Origin of the sequence: Pseudomonas serbiensis (assembly GCF_030580745.1) — a bacterium.
Taxonomy (GTDB): domain Bacteria; phylum Pseudomonadota; class Gammaproteobacteria; order Pseudomonadales; family Pseudomonadaceae; genus Aquipseudomonas; species Aquipseudomonas serbiensis.
The window spans coordinates 306,081-325,851 of the sequence record NZ_JAUQOO010000003.1; the positions used below are offsets into that span (position 1 = coordinate 306,081).

Here is a 19,771-nt window from a genome sequence, read left to right on the forward strand (position 1 = left end):
GAAAAGCGGCAAGGCATTTCCGCTATGAGAGGGTAAAGCGGCAAGGGATGTGTCGTTTTTTTGCCATGTCAGCGGCAGGCATGGCCGGCCGCTGACAGCAGAAATCCCCGAGCCCGTCACTGTGCAGTGGCAGGCAACTCGACATAACCGGGTTTCAAGCCCGAAACTTCGACACCCTGAGGCATCGCACGGCCGACAGTGACAATGACCTGCTGCGGCGCATCGGCCATTTCCTGTCGATAGACAACAAAGGTCCTGCCTTCAGCATCCTGGCGCAAGGCTTCAGGAGCAAGTACGAAACCGTTTTCAGCGCGGTAAGTCACGATAGCCAGCCGCGCACTCATGCCAAGACGCACTTTCGATTGCTGAGCAGCGGTCAAGGAAGCGATGTTTATGACAACCTCATAAGTCGTACCGCCACCGAACATATCGGAGGCCACACCCTGAGCAGCAATGGAAGAAATAGCGCCATCGAGGGTAATACCATCGAAACCATCACCCGTGACCTGCACAGGCATACCCTCAGCCAACTGATGCAGGTCCGCCTCTTCGACACGAGCAACCGCCCTGATCTGCTCCAGGCTGGCCAACTCAAAAAGCGGCACCCCTTGAGCCATGCGCATTCCTTGCTGGACCAAAGGAGAGGCGCCCCCTTCAGGCCTTTGGGGACGCAATACAATGCCGGCAAACGGAGCCTCGATTGTGCGCCGGGCATGCAGCGCCTGCAAAGCCTGATAGCGCGACTGGGCATTGGCCAGCTCCATTTCAGCTATCTGCCGGTTTTCCCCTTTCCCCTTCTCCATCACGGTGCGTAACTCCGCCTGAGAGGCAACCATATCAAGCTGCTGCATTCTGGCTTGTTGCTCAAGCGCCTCCACATCCATGCGAGCCACAATACCGCGCTCAAACAAGCGGCGAGTGTCAGCCAGTTTTCGCTCGGTATCACTCAAACCATATTGCGCAGTGGTCACGGTACGCCGCGCCCGTGCCATTTCCTCGCCCTGCGCCCAGTTCTGCATGTCCTTTACTGACCGCTGAAGCTTCAATTGAGCGGCAAGCGCCTCACGCAACTGAATATCCAGTTGTGCCGTATCCAGCGTCAGCAAATGCTTGCCACGCTCCACTTGCTGCCCTTCGACAACAGTAACCTCCTGCACAACACCCTCAAAGGGAGCCGCCAGAGTCGAGCGGCTGGCAGCTTCGATTCGCCCAACCAGCCCCAACTGGTTTTCCAGCAACTGCGGCTGCACAGGAACCCAGCTGACACCCGGAGATATCGGCTCAAGCCGCGATTGATAGCCATAGACAATGCCCACAAAAAGCCCGGCCGCAACAACACCCGCGACAACAGCCCGGCCACTGACGCGAGATATGCGTAATCGCGCCAGATACTTAGTCATTGAGATCAATCTCCCAGCTCTCCAGGGTCGTACCCAGCCTCTGATCCAGGTCAGTCTGAGCATTAAGATAGGCAATCAATGCATTAAGGCGAGCATTCTCCGCGTTACGCAGATCCGCCTCGAAACTCAAGACCTGGAAGTTACTGGAACGACCGGCCTGTAACTTTTCCCGTTCGATATTCAGCTTGCGCAACGACAATTCACGGGCGCGCTGGGAAATCTCATACTGCCGCCAGCGTGTCCCCAGATCGCGTACCCCGTCACCGACATCACGCGCCAGGGACTGATTGGCCTCAGCCAGAAGCAGATCCTGATTTTCCACATCGACCCTTGCCCGAACCTCGGCTTGCCGCCGACTTAAATCACCAATCGGAATGTCGACCTGAATACCGGCATAGCCTTCCCAGGTGCGTGTAGTGCCCGGACCAAAGTCATTCTGAATGCGATCACGGATCTGAGAAGCACCGCCGATCAATGACACATCCCACAGCCGATCATTGCGGGCGACAGCGAGGTTGATTTCCGCCTGCTTGGTGGCGATCAACCGCGTGAGATAGGCAGGCTGTCGCTCTTGGGCCGTTGCAAGCGCCTGCGTCAGCCCCACCTCTATGCGGCGAGCCTCAAGCACCTCCGCCGCTCGCACTCGCGTCCCAAGGTCCAGAGCCAGAAGACGCAGCAACTCAAGACGACTGGCATCCAACTGATTGGAAGCCTCTTCGATGGCCAGCTCCTGAGTGGCGACATCGGCTTCAGTCTGAACGATATCGAACTCAGCCATCTGCCCTGCAGAAATCATGGCCCTGTTAGCGTCAAGCAACTGGCGTGATCGCTCCAGAGCATCGCGCGCGATACGCACCTGCTCCTGAGCGCGCAGCAACTCACGATAACCCGTGATGATCTGGGTGATAGTGTCCGAAACCGTCGACTTCAGAGCCAGGCGGTTGACCTTTTCTGCCAGCACAGCCAGACGCACGGGAGCGGTGGCGATATCTTTCCCGGCACCGCGCAACAAAGGCTGGATGATGGTCAGGGTTGCACCATCATTACGACTGCGGCCGGTACTGTCGGCAAGCGTCAACTGGTTAGTCCAGGCCAGACTGAGCTGGGTACCGTACTCACCCAGCATTGTGGTTTGCGGGATAACCTGAGTCTGGCGATAGCTATCACTCTGACTGCGGTTGGCCAGATAACGACTGCTCAGAACGAGCTTGGGCGTAAAGCGGTCCTTGGCAACCCGCAAGTCGAATTTCTGCGCAATACGCTCCAGATAAGCACTGCGGATGGAACGGTTTGCGCGCAACCCCAAAAATACGGCATCAGCCAGAGAAAGGTCGATCGTCTGCTCATTCAGCGAAACAGTCCTGGCCGGCATGCTCGGGGCATCAGGAGCCAAAGGCGCAGCAAGAGAAGGCTGGACACTGTAAAAAACCAGGCAGATCACTGCCGCGAAACGATAAAGATCAGTCATCGCGCAACGCCTGTACCGGCTCAAGCCGGGCCGCCATGAGGGCCGGGTTCAAACCGAAGAAAAGCCCCACCAGCAGCGAGCTGGCAATGCCAAGGGGAAGAGAAGGAATAGACAATGTAAAGCCCCAGCCCGACACCACCGAAAACAGCCATGCTGCCAGTAAACCGATACATGCACCCACCGACGCTCCAGCGATGGACAGCACAGCAGCCTCCAGCAAGAACAGCCGACCGATATCCAGTGGCCTTGCACCCAGCGCCATGCGAACACCGATTTCCCGTCGGCGCTCGGAGACATTCATCACCATCACGTTCATGACCCCGACCCCGCCGACAAGCAGGGAAATACCGCCAAGGCCTGCCAGCAGATAGGAAAAGGTGCGGGACTGTTGGGCCAGGCCATCAATCAATTGCTGGGGAATCTGCACCTGAACATCTCGTCCCGGTGCCAATGGCTGCAGAAAGTCCGTCAGGGCTTTGCCATCCTGCTCAAGGGTTTCGCCTCCTCTCCCTCTGGCGACGATATTACTGATTTCAGGTTTTGAACTGATCCGCCGCATGCCCTCTATCGGCACGACAATAGCCTGATCGACAGCCACGGGAATAAGTGGATTCTGCCCGTGATCGGCCAGTATCCCGACCACTTCGAAGAGATAACTGTCGACCTGTATATGCCTGCCTGCCACATCCTGAATATTCAGGATGCCCAGATCCCTGGCCACTTGTGCGCCCAGCACGGCATAAGTACTTCTAGCATCATGGCGAGAAAGAAACCGGCCTTGAGTTACCCGAAGCCCCAGGACCGCCTTCAAATCACTGGATGTCCCGACAACACTTGCATTGTGCGCACGACCATCAAAACGAACCCTGGTCGAAAGCACTATGAGGGGCGCGATATCAAGGATTCCGGGGACTGCATCCATGACAGCCTGGTTATCCAGCGTAGAGGGCGCCGGACGCATCTTGACCCCAGGCATTGCCGCAAAGCTGACGACCAGCATATCGCTGCCGAGCCCCTTGAATGCACTGATTGCCTCGTTGGCCGCGTTCTGACCGATATTCAGCAAGGCAACTACGGAGGCGCACCCCACAGCGATCCCCAACAAGGCAAGCAACGACCTGCGCCCCAAAAGACGCAAACTGTTCAAGGGCTCCATGAATATCTGCCCAAGCGATGGGCCGTAACGCACAGACTTATTCTCAGGCATGTGCAATCCCGACAGACGACACATGCTCTTCAAGGCAACCGTCTTTTACATTCAGGCATCGCTGCATGTGCCGGGCCATGGCGTTATCGTGAGTTACCACGATCAACGTGACGCCCTGCTCCCGATTCAGCGAAAGCAGCAAGGCAAGAATCTCGGCGGCGGTCGTGCTGTCGAGGTTTCCGGTGGGCTCGTCGGCAAGAATCAAAGCAGGCTGCCCGACCAGAGCGCGAGCAATCGCAACCCTCTGACGCTGCCCGCCCGACAGTTCGGCAGGCCGGTGGTGAGCCCTGTCGGCCAGGCCAACGCGCTCTATTTCACGCTGCGCCGCCACTCGCGCGGCATGACGGGAATAACCGCGATACAGCAGCGGCAAGGCTACGTTATCAAGAGCATTGAGGCGCGGCAGCAGGTTGAAGCTTTGAAAGACAAACCCGATAAGCTGATTGCGAACCCTGGCTCGCTGCTCTGCCGAGGCGCTCCCCATATCCAGGCCATCAAGAAACAGACCGCCAGAGGTTGGACGATCAAGGAGACCGAGGATATTAAGCAGTGTGCTCTTGCCTGAGCCGGAGCTTCCGACGATGGCGCAGCTCTGGCCGCGCTCGATAGAGAGAGAGACATTGCGCAGGACCGAATGCATCACGGCCCCAGCCTGATAGGAATGGCAAATACGCTCCAGTTGAATCAGGTTCATGCACGGCGCCAGCGCAGCCTTTTCGCTTTCATCCTGAATGACCTGCCCTTCCATTGCGCCTCGCCTGCTCCATGACTTCATATTCGCCCGCCCTTATATCATCTCGACAAAGGGTGTTGGAGCGTTTTTTTTGCGTGAAAGAAAATCATACTGTCATTTAACGCATGGCCCCAAAAAAACTTTAGCCCCCCCGTTCAACAGGTGAATAGAAATAATACAGAAAATTACAAGACAAACAATAAAGCCTTGTAGAAAACTATAAAAACCTCAGGCAATACAGCGATTAACCACCACTACCGCCAAAACACAATTCAAAACATTACAAACCCCAAGCCCTACAAATAAAGACCAAATCATTCAGCACAAATGAGTGATAAAAAAGAGCCAACACTGCTTAAAATTATTTTTTCACGTCACTATCTTGCTTCAGAAAAAACGAGAAGGTATAAATCTCCCGCCACCTGCCAAGACGGCAGGGGCTTCGTAAAAAATGCGAAATCATGGATTAGAAGGAATCTTAAAAATGAAAAGAAAAGGTATTCTTGGGTGCACAGCAGCATTGGTACTGGCAACGTTTGGCAGCAATGCCTTTGCAGTAGGGGGTGGATACGCTCAAACAGCCAACATTAAACCCACCTATTCTACGAATCAGTGGAATACTACAACCGTCCCCATTATAGGCACCACCCCTGCAAGCGGAAAAATAACATTTATCAGCTGGAACTATACAATCGGCGCGATCCCCGCCAATGCAACTTTCAATGCACTCCTATGTCACGGAGATACGAGTTCCTGCATTGACGTAACATCCCTAAAAAGCGGGTCAACCACCTTTTTTGCAAATAAATCACCAAGCAAAAATTTCTTCCTATACCACCGCATTTATCGCTCAAGCTCATTTGCGCCGGTTACAGGCGGCCCACTCCAAGTTATCGTTAACTGGGAAAATTAATATCCACTAGACGTGCTTGCCGATTCATTAAAATGTAACACTTGACTCGGCAAGTACTCCTCCTGCGCGCTCGAAGTCAGTACGCCAGAGTACGGCCCCTCCCATGAAAACCACCACCAACTCTCAAAACATCCCGCCCACAAAAAAGAGACCCGAAGGTCTCTTTCATGTTCATACAAAACCCACCATCACTTGGCCTTGTAGATAATCCCCGGACTGCACTGAACCATCTGATAATGATCCGGCAGGCCGTTGAGCGCTTCGGAGGCACCCAGGAACAGGTAGCCACCCGGCTTGAGCGTACCGTGGATGCGCAACAGAATGTCTTTCTTCACTTCGGCCGAGAAGTAGATCAACACGTTGCGGCAGAACACGATGTCGAACTTGCCAAGGCTCGCGTAGCTGTCGAGCAGGTTGAATGAACGAAACTCGACACGGCTCTTGATCGGCGCCTTCACAACCCAGCGACCCGGACTTTTCACGTCGAAGTAGCGCTGCAGGCGATCCGGCGACAGGCCGCGGCCGATTGCCAGGCTGTCGTACTCACCGGTCTTGCAGTTGGTGAGCATCAAGCCGGACAAGTCGGTAGCAACGATCTGCGCGCCAGCCTTGAGCTGGCCCGGATTGCTGCGCTCGAACTCGTCGATGGACATCGACAGCGAATACGGTTCCTGGCCGGATGAACAGGCGGCCGACCAGATGCGCAAACGCTGACCGGGGCTGGCCTTGATCTGCTCGGGCAGCACCTTGTTTTTCAGCACCTCAAAGGGGTAGGTATCACGAAACCACAGGGTTTCGTTGGTCGTCATCGCATCGACGACCTGCTCACGCAAACCGCTGCGAGGCTGAGACTGGATACGCTGGACCAGCTCGCCCAGCGATTTGAGTCCCTGCTGCTCCATCAGCTTGTTGAGACGGCTGGAGACCAGGTACTGCTTGTTTTCCCCCAGCAAGATGCCACAGGCTTTTTCCAGAAAGACCCGGAACTGTTCAAAATCCAAATTACCTGTAGACAAGGTGCCGCCTCTCAAAATCATGTGAACCACCAGGGACGACGCCCCTAGCTATTATCTGCCGCCTTGATCCGCGCCACGACCCTGGCCGCCAGGTCATCAGGTCGAAACTTCGCGAGAAAATCGTCAGCACCCACTTTCTTTACCATCGCCTGATTGAATACCCCGGAAAGCGAGGTATGCAAGGTGATGTGTAGTTTCTGCATCCGTGGATCATTGCGTATGGCTGTTGTAAGGGTATAGCCATCCATCTCCGGCATTTCAATGTCGGAGATCATCATCAGAAACTCTTCTTCAGGTTTCTTGCCCTCTTCAACCATTGCCTTCAGGTAATCCAGCGCCTGACGACCGTCATTCAAGGCAACCACCTCGACACCGACAGTTTCCAGACAACGACTCACCTGCTTGCGTGCAACCGACGAGTCATCGACCGTCAGCACTCGCAACGAAACGGCCTTGCTGTGAGTCTCTTCGTCGATCACACCATGGGAAACACCCTCGGTAATCGGCGCCACCTCGGCGAGAATCTTCTCGACGTCGATGATTTCCACCAACTGATTATCGACACGAGTCACGGCCGTCAGATAGTGGTCGCGCCCTGTGCCCTTGGGTGGCGGATGAATCTCTTCCCAGTTCATGTTCACGATGCGTTCTACCGAATGCACCAGAAAACCCTGAACCTTGGTGTTGTACTCGGTAATGATGACGAAGGAATTAACCAGCGAAATCATCCCGGTCGAGCCCGTCGCCATTGCCAGATCCATGATCGGGATCGTGCCACCGCGAATGTTGGCCACACCACGCACAATCCGGCTGGACTTGGGCATGATGGTCAGTTTCGGGCATTGCAGTACTTCTTTAACCTTGAATACGTTGATCCCATAGAGCTGCTTGCCGTCAAGACGGAACAAGAGCAGCTCAAGGCGATTCTGACCGACCAGCTGAGTTCGCTGGTTCACCGAATCCATTACACCCGCCATGCCCGACCCCCTTAACAAAAGCCACCGTTCGCCACACACCAGATTTGGCAAGCGGCACGAGCCTTGCTTTTTATACGCCATGAACACAAAGACGACAATTTTTCGACACCTGACACTGGAAACCCGCAGACTGCTCTGCGTGATCGCAATGCTGTGCCTTTCAAGCACTGCAAACTACGGCCGCGCCGAGAGTTTCACACTGCCTGAACAGCTTATCGGCGTCACTCAGGGGTTTCTTGAGTTCACAGTAGAAGACTATTTATCGAGTAACCAGATTGAAGGTCGATTTGAAATTCAGGTCAGGCAGTTGGACCCCAGATTACGCATGGGCTCCTGCGACAAGGATTTGACAGCAAAACTGGAAAGCGCAAAGCCGCTAGGCAGAGTGAGCGTGCGCGTACGCTGTGAAGGCTCATCGCCATGGACCGTATTCGTGCCGGCAGAGGTCAAGCTGTTTCGCAACGTGGTGGTTTCGGTACGCCCCTTGAAACGCGACAGTGTCGTGTCAGAAGAAGACATCGCCCTGCGTGAAAGGGATATTGGCAGCCTGGGGCTGGGTTTCATGACATCACTGGACCATGTAGTAGGACAAAAGGTAATCCGACCAACGGTCATCGACCAGGTGCTGTCCCCGGTTTATCTGGAACAGCCACAGATGATCCGCAAGGGAGATCAGGTGGTCATCACGGCCAGGAGCGGCTCACTGTCGGTACGCATGCCCGGCGAGGCACTGTCCGACGGCAGTTATAACGAGCAAATACGGGTGAAAAACCTGAATTCCAATCGCGTCATCAAGGCCAACATTACCGGCCCTGGACAGGTGGAAGTCGCCATGTAGATCGATTGAGGCTGGCGTCGAACGCGCGTTTTTCCTAGACTGCGGTGCATATTCCCGCGGTGGAAAGCGCGTTCCGTGTGCTTTTCACACAAAGCCTAAAGTTTTTTTGGGTTGGGCCGAAAACAAGGCAAGCGTCCAAACACCCAGAGGTTTTTTCAATCATGGTCATAGATTTCAGTCGCCTTGGAAATTCACAGTCTGTCGGTAGCACTTCGCGCACCGGGACTACAAAGGAAAGCGGTAAAACCGATGCAACGGAATCTGCAGCGACTGCTGCAAACGTCAAAGGCACCGGGGAATCCGTTCACTTGAGCAGTGAGGCTCAACAGTTGCAGAAGATCACTGATAAGTTGGGCGAACTGCCAACCGTCAACAGCGCTCGCGTAGCCGAGTTGAAGCAAGCGATTGCAGACGGTACTTACACAGTGGACAGCAACCGCGTAGCCAGCAAACTGCTTAATTTCGAAACCCAGCGCTAGCCCTGTGCTTGCGGTGGATAATCTGGACGCTTGAAAACCAGAGCATGCGATGCAAGATACTACTTTGCTTCAGATGATCACCGACGGCATGGTTCCGACCCGGCAACTGCTTGAGTTGCTGCAGGCCGAGTCACTGGTTCTGCATGGCCGCGACATGGGCGAGATGGAACATATTCTGGCGCAGAAACAGGCGCTGGTGATTCTGCTCGAACAACATGGTCGCAGGCGCAGTCAGTTACTCGCGGGCCTTGGGCTACCTGCGAACCGCAAAGGTCTCCAGGAGCTGGCCAGCCAGTCCGATGTGGGCGAACAGCTTCTCGCCGCGAGCGATGAACTGAGCGCACTGATCGCTGAATGCCAGGCTATCAACGAGCAGAATGGTAGCCTTATCCAGTTGCAGCAGGTGACAACCGCTCACCAGCTCCGCATCTTGAATGGTGTCGACACCCCGACGCTGTATGACAGCCGCGGGTCGACCGCAGGAAGAGCAAGACCACGCCCGCTCAGTCAGGCGTAACTTCCTGTTTCAAGGTTTAGTGCGTAGTGGCAGAATGCCTGTTGTTGCGTTGCCGTAGTATTTTGCCTGGAGAAGTAAAAACGTGAATGGCTCAAGCGCGGATGATGCTCCGCAGCCCCCGAAGGTTCTGAATACTCCTTTGGAAATCGCCGCCAACCTGCGGTTACTACTTGAACATAATGATCCGCTGATCATTACCTTTCATGAGCGCTCCCAACGCTTCCAGAGCTACCTGATCGAAGTTGACCGTGACAGTAACGTCATGGCCCTTGATGAAATGATCCCCCGCGACGGTGAACGATTCCTGGCCAACGGCGAATCGTTTCGGGTCGAAGGCTTCCATGACGGCGTGCGCATCGCCTGGGAAAGTTCGGAGCAGATGACCATCGTCGACGTGGATGGCCAACGCCTCTACCGCGGCGCCCTTCCTACAGAAGTCGTCTACCACCAGCGTCGCAACGCCTTCCGTGCCGCTCTCAAGCTTGCACAACTGGTCGACATTGAAATCGGTGGTGACAAACTGAAGTTCCCCCTGGCCGGCAAGCTTCTGGATATCTCGGCAACCGGCTGCAAGCTGCGCTTCGAGGGCGATGTGTCCGAACGCATGCAACTGGGTCAAGTGTACGAACGCTTCATCGCCAAGCTGCCTTTCGGCGCAATGACGGCACCGGTGGAGCTGCGCTATCTGCACTTCGAAGAAAGATTCCACACCACCTTCGCAGGCGTACGCTTTCACAACATGAGCGGCCTGGTACAACGCCAGGTAGAACGCTTCGTTTACCAACTGCAGCGCGAAGCACGTCGGTTCGATAAAGACGACGATTTTTGATAGAAGCAGTTGCAAGCTGCAAGTTTTAAGCTGCAAGCTTTTGACTTGCGGCTTTTAGCTTGCAGCGCCCTCCCCATCAAGGCCTATTGATTTCCTCTTCTTCCAGCCTCACCGACGGTGCGGGTTCGGCACTCGCCTCAGGCTCGACTTGCGGCTCGACCGTGGTCTGCATCTGATCCTGAACCACCTGCTCATCGACCCGAGGGTCAAGCGCCACCACCAAGGGTGAACTGGACATGCTGTCCGGCATCGCCACGTGATGCAGCGGCGCGTCGTCCACCTGATGCTGATGCGTGACTGCCTTGGGTCGGGTAAGCAGCGCAAGTGCCAGCGCAATGAAGCTGACAAACGCATAAAGCATGTTATTGCCGAACAGCTTCATCAGGGCTCCGGCGACCAGAGGGCCGATACTGGCGCCAATCCCGAAAGTCATCAGCAGCATTGCTGTCAGCGATACCCGCCGCTCACCTTCAACGTGATCATTGGCAAAGGCCACCGCCAGTGGATACAGGCTGAACTGCACCAGAGAAGCGATGAAACCCACTATAAACAGCATTTCCAGCGGCATGCTCGGCAGAACGGCAAGCGGCAAGGAGGCCAGCACCAGAACACCTGCAAAAGCGCGCATCAGGTGCGCCCGGTCATAACGATCGGACAACAGGCCCAGCGGCCACTGCACCAGCAGGCCGGCAAGAATGCAGACACCCATGAACATACCGACATGCTCGGTAGACAGCCCTTGCTGGGCGGCGTACAGCGGCGCCAGGCCATAAAAGGCACCGACGATAAGCCCGGACGCCAGCACAGTGGTCAACGACTGCGGCACGCGACTGATGAAAAAGCGCGGTTCCAGCGGAGCAGGACGCAACGGCGCCGGGTGAATGCTGCGGGTCATGGCCACGGGCACCAGACACAAGGCAAAACACATCGCAATCGACATCAGAAGCTCAGGCCCGAGCCCCGGATGGACCACCAGAATCATTTGCCCCAATACCAGCCCCAGATACGACGCAATCATGTAGCCACTGAAGACCATGCCTCGCTGGCGTGCAGCCGCCTGCTCGTTGAGCCAGCTCTCGATGACCATGTACTGACACATCATCCCCAGCCCGACGATCATGCGCAGGAACAGCCAGGCTGGCAGCCAGTTGATCAAACCCAGCCCCAACACCGCCGCGCCCACGATCCCGGCACAGGTCGCATAGGCACGGATGTGCCCTACCCGACCGATCAGGCGATGCCCTACCTTGCCGCCCAGCACAAGCCCGACATAGTTTGCCGCCATCATCGCACCGATCCACAGACCGTCGACCTCATCGGCAGCCAGCCGCAAAGCCAGGTAAGTGCTTAACAGACCCGAACCGATCAACATCATCAGCGAAGCGAAATAAAGACCCCGAAAAGACTTCCAGATTTGGCGCATGAACGTTCCAAAAATAAAGACACGCCCGAACAGGCGAATCCAAAACAGCGGTTTTTAAACCTGGGCACCCAACACACGCCGCTCCCAGGGGGTTATTTCATCAAGAAAGCTGGTCAGCTCCATGGTCTTGGAGGCGATGTAGCCTTCGATAAAAGCATGGCCAAACAGTTCCTTGGCCAGCGAACTGCGCTTCAGACGCTCCAGAGCCGCATGCAAGGTACATGGCAATGCCAATTCTTGCGGCACCACGATTTCACCCTGAATCGGCGCTGTCGGCTCCAGCTTCTGCTCGACGCCATACAGACCTGCCGCCAGACTCGCCGCAATGGCCAGATAAGGATTGGCATCGGCACCCGGCAAGCGATTTTCCACTCGCCTGGCCTCGGCCGAACTCGCCGGAATGCGCAGCCCCGCGCCACGGTTGTCGCAGGACCAGCACGCATTGTTGGGCGAGGCATAAGGATGAAACAGCCTTTGATAAGAGTTCACATGCGGCGCAAACAACGCAGTGAAATCGACAAGGCAGGCCTGCTGACCACCGATGAAATGCCGAAAAATCTCTGTCGGCTGGCCACTTTCATCACTGAAGACATTACGCCCCGACGCCGATTCCACCACGCTCTGATGAATATGCATCGAACTGCCTGCCGTCTGCGCTAACGGCTTGGCCATGCACACAACGTTCAGGCCATGCTTGAGTCCAACCTCTTTAAGCAGGTGCTTGAACAGAAAGGTCTGGTCAGCCAACAGCAAAGGATCGCCATGCCACAGATTGATCTCGAACTGACTGACACCCATTTCGTGCATGACCGTATCTCGGGGCAACCCCAGTTCCGCCATGCACCGGTAGACCTCACTGAAGAACGGGCGCAGGCCGTTATTGGAACTGATGCTGAACGCCGAAAAACCCTCTTCACGCCGACCATCCAGCCCTACCGGCGGCACATAAGCTCGGGAAGGATCGGGGTTGGGGGCAAAGACAAAGAATTCGAGTTCGGTGGCAACCACCGGCGACAGACCGCGCTCGGCATAGCGGGCAATGACAGCCTTGAGCTGTACCCGCGTCGATAGCTCGCAACCCTCACCGCTCAGATCGTCCGCATCGCAGATCGCCAGCGCACGAGGCTGCTCGCTCCACGGCAGACGGTGGATCTGCTGTGGATCAGCAACCAGAGCAAGGTCGCCATCATCGATGCTGTAAAAATGCGCGGGCGGATAGCCGCCCATGATGCATTGCAGCAAAACACCACGAGCCAATTGCAGGCGACGCCCTTCCAGAAACCCGGCAGCAGTCATCACCTTGCCACGCGGTACGCCATTCAGATCCGGCGTCACGCACTCCACCTCATCGATACCCGCCAGTCGCTGCGCAAGAGAGCGGGGGTCATTGGCTGTCATCACTCAGTCCTTGATTGTCATTAGGTCGCTCAGTGCAACCTGCACAAAATACGCATCGCCCGTTCGAGATATCAAGCACTGAAATGACTTCGTCGACAGGATCACAACCCGCGTACAGCAAATCTCAGCGCCGCACTCTTGGCCGACTTCTTGCTTTTACCATCGGCAAAACAGTTCGGCTGCCATTTTTATGTCAAAGCCATTCTCGTGAACAGGGAAGGCGTCAAGAAATGTCCTGTCGAGCAGCAATCATCTGCGACACGAGTAGAGAACTCTCCATGAGCGCACCGATTCCCGTAACTCGTCCCCTGTTACCGCCTCTTGAGGAATTCATTCCCTACCTCGAACAGATCTGGCAAAGCCACCAACTCACCAACGGCGGCCCGTTTCACCAGCAGCTTGAAAAAGAGCTGGCCGAGTATCTGGGCGTCCAGCATCTGTCGCTGTTTTCCAATGGCACCCTGGCACTGATGACCGCTATCCAGGCCCTGCGGATCAAGGGCGAAGTCATCACCACGCCCTACTCCTTCGTCGCCACCGCTCACTCCCTGCTCTGGAATGGCCTGACTCCGGTGTTCGTCGATATCGACCCCAACACCTACAGCCTGGACCCCGACCGTATCGAAGAAGCCATTACCCCGGCGACCACGGCAATCATGCCCGTGCATTGCTACGGAATCCCTTGCGATGTGGACCGCATCCAGCAGATTGCCGACCGTTACGGCCTGAAAGTCATCTACGACGCGGCCCATGCCTTTGGCGTGCAGTTCCGTGGCGAGAGCCTGCTCAACCACGGCGACCTGTCGGTACTGAGCTTTCACGCCACCAAGGTGTTCAACACCTTTGAGGGCGGCGCCATCGTCAGCCCGGATGCGAAAACCAAACAACGCATCGACTACCTGAAGAACTTCGGATTCGCCGATGAAGTCACCGTGGTCGCGCCCGGCATCAACGGCAAGATGAGCGAAGTGAATGCCGCGTTCGGCCTTTTGCAGTTGCAACATATCGACCAGGCGCTTCTGAAGCGTCAGCGTATCGACGAACGCTATCGGGAGGCTCTGGCCTCGGTGCCCGGTATCGACATCGTCTGGCAGAGCACCGAGAAGCACAATTACTCGTACTTTCCGGTGCTGGTCAGAAACGAGTTTGCCGTTTCCCGCGATGACCTTTACCAACGGATGCGCGACCGCAATATCCTCGCACGCCGCTATTTCTACCCACTGATTTCCACCTTCCCGATGTACAGAGGCCTGGACTCGGCCAAGCCCGATCGCTTGCCTATCGCAACCGACCTGTCCAACCAGATCCTCTGTCTGCCCATTTTCGACAGCCTCACCGATGAAGCCTTCGACAGCATCATCGATGTGATCGTCACTGCAAGTAATGAGAACTGAACATGCGAACGTGCCCGGTATGCTCCTGTCGTTTTCCGAACTTCTATCCCTTGGGTAGAACCTATCTGGAAGCCGCCCATCGTTTGAATGTCCACTACTCGATGGAAGACTACGAAACACTCAATGTCAGCCAGTACAGTTGCCCTGAATGCGCAGCCTCGGATCGCGACCGGCTCTATGCACTGTTCTCCATGCATATGCTGAACAACCCGCAAGGCAAGGAACTGCGCATCCTGGACATCGCGCCAGCCCCGGTCCTGTCCAGATTCCTGCGCAGCCTGCCCAATGCCCGGTATCGCTCGGCAGACCTGTTTTCGCCCATGGCAGATGACAAGGTCGACATCATGGACATGAACATCTATGCCGATGAGTCGTTCGATTTCATCGTCTGCTCCCACGTACTCGAACACGTGCGTGACGACGCCAGGGCCATGTCAGAGCTGTATCGCGTACTGGCCAAAGGCGGCTCGGCCATTCTGATGGTGCCCTTGCTGCTGACCGCCACCGTGACCGACGAAGATCCGGACGAAGAAAACGTGGATGAGCGCTGGGCGCGGTTTGGCCAGGACGATCATGTGCGCATGTACGCCAAACATGACTTCGTGACCCGCCTGGAAACAGCCGGATTCCAGATCGATGCCCTGGGCACCCAAGCCTTCGGTGACGGGGTATTCAAACAGCACGGCATTACCGAGCAATCGGTTCTGTACATAGGCCGCAAGTGCTGAGCGAACCTGGCCCACTTGCACCGACCCCGTTGAACGGCTGGTCCTCCCTACTCTCTTCACACGTGGTATTGCGATGAGTTCTTCACGCCTGGTCAGTATTGTCATCCCGGCTTACAAGGCCACTTTCTTCGAGACCGCGCTTGCCAGCGCGATCAGCCAGAACCATGACGACGTTGAAATCGTCATCTGCGACGATTGCCCGACCGAGGCCATCAAGAACATCGTCGACAGACTCAGCCCCGGCAGCCGCTGGCCTATCCGCTACGAGAGAAATCCCGTAGGCCTGGGCGAAGAGCATAACGGTGCCCGCGCCATCAGCCTGGCCCGTGGTCAGTTCATCAAGTTCCTGTACGACGATGACATTCTGGTCCCTGACTGTGTACGCCTGCTCTTCGATGTCCTGCACGACAGCCCCGACATCAAGATGGTCTGCGCTACCCGCAAACTGGTAGACGACAAAGGCCAGTTCATGCAGGACAACATGGCCACCCGCAACCCGTTCGGGCGCAATGTCGTGATCAATGGTCCGGAACTGGTGTCGTTCATTGCCCAGTACCCGATCAACTTCATTGGCGAACCCAGCTCAGTGATGTTCCGCCGCGAAGATGCACTGGTGTTCGGCAATGAAATCATGTCGCTCAAGGGCATATTCATCTGGGGCCTGGCGGACGTTGCGTTGTTTGTGAAGCTGCTTCGCCAGGGCAATCTGGCGATGCTTGCGCGCCCGCTTTCGTACTTCCGGGTTTCCGATCAGCAAAGCAGTGAAGTCTGCCGTAACAACCCTGAACTCCCGAGACAACGACGCGCCGATTATCACCGCATCACCCGTGAGCTTGGCTGGGTACGCCCGGAAGAGCAGAATCGCACCGTCAAGATCGCCCCGCTGTCGCAGCGTGACAATATTCAGGAACTTGACCTGGTTGCCTATTTCGACCGGCGCCCGGAGAACCAGCGCCGCAACCAGCAGGTCGCCAGCTGGCTGGGCACCCGCAGGCCTACGGTCCCGCAACAGGCCCTGATCAGGCAGCACCTGCAGGATCATGACGGCGGCCCGACAATTGCCATTGTCGTGTCGGACTTCAATCAGCAGCCCGAAAGCGTCCTTGCCACCGTGCAGAGCCTGGCTGGCGACCCGCAACTGCTGGACAAGCTCAAGGTGTTCATCCTCGCCGACTACGACACGTCGAATCAGACGCCACTGCAAGCCCAGTTGCCATGGTTGAGCGCCACTGAGCAGGATCGCGCCATCGTCATCAATGACCTGATGGCAGAAAACGAACACGACTGGTGGGTACTGGTCGACGCAGGGACTACTTTCACGCAAAGCGGCCTGTTGAGCGCGGCACTGAAACTGATTGATGCACCACACGCCTGCGCCCTGTTCGGCGATGAAATCGCACTCGAAAACCAGGCGGGCGCCAGCCTGGGCCTGCGCCCGGAATTCAGCCTCGACTACCTGCTGGCCAGCCCTTCGGCAACCAGCCGCAACTGGCTGTTCAGCCGAGAGAAAACCCTGCTGGTGGGCGGCTTCAATCCCGATCATGCACAGGCCATGGAACTGGACCTGATCCTGCGCATGATCGAGCACCCGGACTTTACCGAGTTTGCCCATGCAGCCGAACCGCTGGTGCTCGCTCCACAAGCCCAGCCCCAGTACAACAACGACGAGCTGCGCACGCTACAGCGCCACCTGTTCGCTCGCGGCTATGCAGACAGCGAAATCCAGACAACCGCGTCGGGCCATTACCGGATCACCTATGGTCATGCCGGACAGCCGCTGGTTTCCATCATTGTCAGCTCCAACGATCAACTGGAAACATTGCTGCCGTGTGTAGAGAGCGTCCTGGAAAACACGGCCTATCAGGACTATGAAATCCTGATCAGCGACAACAACAGCCAGTCAGCGCAAACCCTTGAATGGCTGGCGAACATCGATTCGCTGCAATCGGACAAGATCCGCGTCGTACATCATCAACAGACCCTCAGCCAGTCCGCCCTGCTCAATAGCGCGGCTCGACAGGCACAAGGCGAATACCTGCTGTTGCTGGCCGACAATGCCGCCATCCTGCACAAGGACTGGCTGCACAACCTGCTCAATCAGGCGCAGCGACCTGAAGTCGGCGTGGTCGGGGCCAGGATTCTGGCCGCAGACGGCAGCCTCGCCAACGCCGGCATCATTGTCGGCCTACAGGACACGGCACAGGCCGTCACGGGCGGCGAACCCGCAGCCTCGGCATCCTTTGCCGCGCGTCTGGAAACAGAGCAGAACTACAGCGCGGTCAGCGGCGCATGCCTGATGGTTCGCAAGTCGCTCTTTGACGATGTCCAGGGCCTGGAAGAACATCTGTTTCATCAGTACTTCAACGACGTCGATCTGTGCCTCAGGGTTCGCGACGCCCAGCATCTGGTGGTCTGGACGCCTCATACCGTCATCCAGCTGCGCTCTGCCCCTCAAGCCATCGATGCAGAAGCCATGGACTTCGCCCGGCGAGCACTGCATCACCGCTGGCTGCATTACATGGCCTGGGACCCGGCCTACAACACCAACCTGACGTTGCAGGCCGGCAGCTTTGTCAGCCAAGACAACCCGCAACTGGCATGGCGTCCGCTGATCCACCGTCCGCTGCCCGTGGTTCTGGTGCAACCGGACGGTCTTCATGCAGGCACTCGCATTGCCCAGCCACTGCAATTGCTGGGGACTGCCCTGGCCGTGGACGGTGTTCTGAGCAACAACCCTCTGTCGCTGCCCGAAGTCGCACGCTTGAGCCCGGACACGGTTGTGCTGCAAGGTTCGATCACGGCATCGCAAATAGAGGCCATCGGTTCCATCAAGGAACACACCAATGCCTGGGTAACCTTTGACCTGCCCCAATACCCGACAGGCCTTGAGTCGGCATCCTCGTTACGTAGCGCGCTGGAACAGGTGGACGCCGTCACCGTGCCGACACAGGCTCTGGCCGACCTGATCCAGGATGCACACCCCAACATCCAGGTGATCCCGACCAGGCTGTCGCCCGATATCTGGCTGAACGTGCAAAGCCAGCGCAAAACCCGGGACAAGCCGCGTGTAGGCTGGATCGGCACAGCCGATCAACAGGCCGATCTGCTGATCCTGTCCGGAGTTATCGAGGCTCTCGCCGACAAGGTGGAATGGGTGATCATGGGCCCATGCTCGCGCTGGTTGCGCCCGTACATCCATGAGCTGCGCTCGCCGGTGGAAGGCGTTCTGTATCCCGAACTGCTGGCCAGCCTGAACCTGGACCTTGTGCTGGTTCCGGCCCGGTCGGACCTGACCACCCAGAGCAAAAGCCCGGTGTCCCTGCTGGAGTTTGGCGCTTGCGGCTACCCGGTGATCTGCAGCGATGTGCTGTGTATCGAAGGCAATCTGCCGGTGACCACAGTCAGCAATGAAACCTCAGCCTGGATCACGGCCATCGAGGCGCACATCAGTCAACCTGACGAATGTGCTCGTCTTGGGGACGAGTTCAGGCGTGAAGTGAGAGAGAACTGGATGCTGGATACGACGAATCTGCAGGATTGGCAGACTGTCTGGTCAAGGCCTCGATAAGGCCAGTGTGAAGGCACCACATTCTTGTGGTGCCTTTATCAGGCTTTATCCAGAACAACCCTGATGAAGTACTTCTCACCCAGTTCGTCATGGAAATAGGCATTCTTGAAGTTGCCATGTGATGTAGCACGCAACAGATTGATATGGTCTCGCAAAGAGCCCACTTCATCCAGGTTCAACTCACACAGCTCGTTATAATCCTTGATACCGTTGTAATTACCTTCGGAAAGCGGTTTGAATACTTCGTATCTGCCTTGCAGGATTCGAGGCAAGTATTCACGCATCAACTCCTTTTCAGCCTCGATGACTTTATTGTAAACCTCAAGCGACGTTTCACCCGACCCCACGGTGACCGGCTTCTGGGCAATGATATGACCATGGTCGATCTCTTTATCCATGACATGAATCGTTGCGCCCACCGGCAGGCCATTGAGTATTGAAAACGCCTGGGGATACCAGCCACGGTTGAAGGGGTTGAACCCCGGATGAAAGTTGATACAGCGCACGCCTTCCACCAGACGCTTTGGAAAAAGCTGTTTGCAATGAACACTCAGCACCAGATCGTAATGACTGATGATGAAATCCACCACCTCATCATCTTTTACATTGATCTCGCGAGCCCCCAGTTCAACCATGCTCTGGGGCGTTTTGTTGTAGGAGGTATAGCGCAAGTCCAGCGTGACAGTTAAATGCTCATCCAGCGTTTCAAGGCACTCTATCAGCGCCGCGGAAAGTGGTGGATTATCGGAAACCACCAACAACCTTACTTGCGAAGTGCGACCCGAAACGTGTTGATTATCGTCTGTCAACTTCACGGAATTTATCCATATGCCAGTTAAATTACAGGGTGCGTCAAAAATATAGCAGCGACTTCCAGAGAGGT

General features: G+C 56.3%; 16 protein-coding genes and 1 pseudogene. 8 read left to right on the top strand and 9 right to left on the bottom strand.

What is annotated here, in order from left to right; genetic code table 11:
• Positions 1 to 116: 116 nt before the first annotated feature.
• The 4 genes and pseudogenes from Q6A51_RS06305 to Q6A51_RS06320 all read right to left on the bottom strand — a co-directional run.
• Positions 117 to 1,400, bottom strand: a complete 1,284-nt coding sequence (locus Q6A51_RS06305; RefSeq protein WP_201004741.1) for an efflux RND transporter periplasmic adaptor subunit — start codon at positions 1,398 to 1,400, stop codon at positions 117 to 119.
• The gene (locus Q6A51_RS06310; protein ID WP_405046123.1) at positions 1,393 to 2,868 is read right to left on the bottom strand and encodes a TolC family protein; all 1,476 of its coding nucleotides are present in this window, start codon (positions 2,866 to 2,868) and stop codon (positions 1,393 to 1,395) included. Before Q6A51_RS06310 ends, Q6A51_RS06305 begins: the two co-directional genes overlap by 8 nt.
• Positions 2,861 to 4,075: an ABC transporter permease gene (locus tag Q6A51_RS06315; protein ID WP_304574362.1), complete on the bottom strand. Its 1,215-nt coding sequence runs from the start codon at positions 4,073 to 4,075 to the stop codon at positions 2,861 to 2,863. The genes Q6A51_RS06310 and Q6A51_RS06315 overlap by 8 nt, the downstream gene beginning before the upstream one ends.
• A gap of 162 nt (positions 4,076 to 4,237) precedes the next feature.
• A pseudogene (locus Q6A51_RS06320) lies at positions 4,238 to 4,850 on the bottom strand (ABC transporter ATP-binding protein); the annotation flags it as partial.
• Between the two features lie 442 nt (positions 4,851 to 5,292).
• Here Q6A51_RS06320 and Q6A51_RS06325 point away from each other — a divergent pair.
• Positions 5,293 to 5,721, top strand: a complete 429-nt coding sequence (locus tag Q6A51_RS06325; RefSeq protein WP_304574363.1) for a flagellar protein FlhE — start codon at positions 5,293 to 5,295, stop codon at positions 5,719 to 5,721.
• Positions 5,722 to 5,909: 188 nt separating this feature from the next.
• On the opposite strand, the gene cheR is transcribed toward Q6A51_RS06325, so the two are convergent.
• The gene (cheR, locus tag Q6A51_RS06330; protein ID WP_025260925.1) at positions 5,910 to 6,737 is read right to left on the bottom strand and encodes a protein-glutamate O-methyltransferase CheR; all 828 of its coding nucleotides are present in this window, start codon (positions 6,735 to 6,737) and stop codon (positions 5,910 to 5,912) included.
• Between the two features lie 44 nt (positions 6,738 to 6,781).
• Positions 6,782 to 7,714, bottom strand: coding sequence for a chemotaxis protein CheV (locus Q6A51_RS06335; RefSeq protein ID WP_201004748.1), 933 nt, complete (start codon positions 7,712 to 7,714; stop codon positions 6,782 to 6,784).
• A gap of 79 nt (positions 7,715 to 7,793) precedes the next feature.
• On the opposite strand from Q6A51_RS06335, the gene flgA reads away from it, so the two are divergent.
• The 4 genes from flgA to Q6A51_RS06355 all read left to right on the top strand — a co-directional run bounded on the left by flgA (position 7,794) and on the right by Q6A51_RS06355 (position 10,377).
• Positions 7,794 to 8,552, top strand: coding sequence for a flagellar basal body P-ring formation chaperone FlgA (gene flgA, locus Q6A51_RS06340; RefSeq protein ID WP_201018414.1), 759 nt, complete (start codon positions 7,794 to 7,796; stop codon positions 8,550 to 8,552).
• Between the two features lie 161 nt (positions 8,553 to 8,713).
• Positions 8,714 to 9,031 carry a flagellar biosynthesis anti-sigma factor FlgM gene (flgM, locus tag Q6A51_RS06345; protein ID WP_201004752.1) on the top strand — a complete coding sequence of 106 codons (318 nt, stop codon included), beginning with the start codon at positions 8,714 to 8,716 and terminating at the stop codon, positions 9,029 to 9,031.
• A gap of 49 nt (positions 9,032 to 9,080) precedes the next feature.
• Positions 9,081 to 9,548, top strand: coding sequence for a flagella synthesis protein FlgN (locus Q6A51_RS06350; RefSeq protein WP_201004753.1), 468 nt, complete (start codon positions 9,081 to 9,083; stop codon positions 9,546 to 9,548).
• An 82-nt stretch (positions 9,549 to 9,630) separates the two neighbouring features.
• Positions 9,631 to 10,377: a flagellar brake protein gene (locus tag Q6A51_RS06355; protein ID WP_201018413.1), complete on the top strand. Its 747-nt coding sequence runs from the start codon at positions 9,631 to 9,633 to the stop codon at positions 10,375 to 10,377.
• A 76-nt stretch (positions 10,378 to 10,453) separates the two neighbouring features.
• Here Q6A51_RS06355 and Q6A51_RS06360 read toward each other — a convergent pair whose 3' ends face one another.
• Both Q6A51_RS06360 and Q6A51_RS06365 read right to left on the bottom strand, forming a co-directional pair.
• A complete protein-coding gene (locus Q6A51_RS06360; RefSeq protein WP_201018412.1) occupies positions 10,454 to 11,800 on the bottom strand; it encodes an MFS transporter in 1,347 nt (448 codons plus the stop codon).
• 54 nt (positions 11,801 to 11,854) lie between these two features.
• The gene (locus Q6A51_RS06365; protein WP_201018597.1) at positions 11,855 to 13,096 is read right to left on the bottom strand and encodes a glutamine synthetase family protein; all 1,242 of its coding nucleotides are present in this window, start codon (positions 13,094 to 13,096) and stop codon (positions 11,855 to 11,857) included.
• A gap of 380 nt (positions 13,097 to 13,476) precedes the next feature.
• Here Q6A51_RS06365 and vioA point away from each other — a divergent pair, with 380 nt between their 5' ends.
• The 3 genes from vioA to Q6A51_RS06380 all read left to right on the top strand — a co-directional run bounded on the left by vioA (position 13,477) and on the right by Q6A51_RS06380 (position 18,888).
• Positions 13,477 to 14,592 (top strand): dTDP-4-amino-4,6-dideoxy-D-glucose aminotransferase VioA, encoded by a 1,116-nt coding sequence (vioA, locus tag Q6A51_RS06370; RefSeq protein ID WP_201018411.1) that lies wholly within the window; start codon positions 13,477 to 13,479, stop codon positions 14,590 to 14,592.
• A 2-nt stretch (positions 14,593 to 14,594) separates the two neighbouring features.
• Entirely contained in the window at positions 14,595 to 15,320 is a 726-nt protein-coding gene (locus tag Q6A51_RS06375; RefSeq protein WP_304574364.1) for a class I SAM-dependent methyltransferase, read from the top strand.
• 73 nt (positions 15,321 to 15,393) lie between these two features.
• Positions 15,394 to 18,888 (top strand): glycosyltransferase, encoded by a 3,495-nt coding sequence (locus Q6A51_RS06380; RefSeq protein ID WP_304574365.1) that lies wholly within the window; start codon positions 15,394 to 15,396, stop codon positions 18,886 to 18,888.
• Between the two features lie 38 nt (positions 18,889 to 18,926).
• Here Q6A51_RS06380 and Q6A51_RS06385 read toward each other — a convergent pair whose 3' ends face one another.
• Positions 18,927 to 19,703 (bottom strand): dTDP-4-amino-4,6-dideoxyglucose formyltransferase, encoded by a 777-nt coding sequence (locus Q6A51_RS06385; RefSeq protein ID WP_201018409.1) that lies wholly within the window; start codon positions 19,701 to 19,703, stop codon positions 18,927 to 18,929.
• Between the last annotated feature and the right edge of the window lie 68 nt (positions 19,704 to 19,771).

Coding starts and splice junctions, on each gene's coding strand:
- Q6A51_RS06305 (WP_201004741.1), bottom strand. CDS start 1,400: ATGACTAAGTATCTGGCGCGATTACGCATATCTCGCGTCAGTGGCCGG.
- Q6A51_RS06310 (WP_405046123.1), bottom strand. CDS start 2,868: ATGACTGATCTTTATCGTTTCGCGGCAGTGATCTGCCTGGTTTTTTAC.
- Q6A51_RS06315 (WP_304574362.1), bottom strand. CDS start 4,075: ATGCCTGAGAATAAGTCTGTGCGTTACGGCCCATCGCTTGGGCAGATA.
- Q6A51_RS06325 (WP_304574363.1), top strand. CDS start 5,293: ATGAAAAGAAAAGGTATTCTTGGGTGCACAGCAGCATTGGTACTGGCA.
- Q6A51_RS06335 (WP_201004748.1), bottom strand. CDS start 7,714: ATGGCGGGTGTAATGGATTCGGTGAACCAGCGAACTCAGCTGGTCGGT.
- flgA (WP_201018414.1), top strand. CDS start 7,794: ATGAACACAAAGACGACAATTTTTCGACACCTGACACTGGAAACCCGC.
- flgM (WP_201004752.1), top strand. CDS start 8,714: ATGGTCATAGATTTCAGTCGCCTTGGAAATTCACAGTCTGTCGGTAGC.
- Q6A51_RS06350 (WP_201004753.1), top strand. CDS start 9,081: ATGCAAGATACTACTTTGCTTCAGATGATCACCGACGGCATGGTTCCG.
- Q6A51_RS06360 (WP_201018412.1), bottom strand. CDS start 11,800: ATGCGCCAAATCTGGAAGTCTTTTCGGGGTCTTTATTTCGCTTCGCTG.
- Q6A51_RS06365 (WP_201018597.1), bottom strand. CDS start 13,096: ATGACTGCTGCCGGGTTTCTGGAAGGGCGTCGCCTGCAATTGGCTCGT.
- vioA (WP_201018411.1), top strand. CDS start 13,477: ATGAGCGCACCGATTCCCGTAACTCGTCCCCTGTTACCGCCTCTTGAG.
- Q6A51_RS06375 (WP_304574364.1), top strand. CDS start 14,595: ATGCGAACGTGCCCGGTATGCTCCTGTCGTTTTCCGAACTTCTATCCC.
- Q6A51_RS06380 (WP_304574365.1), top strand. CDS start 15,394: ATGAGTTCTTCACGCCTGGTCAGTATTGTCATCCCGGCTTACAAGGCC.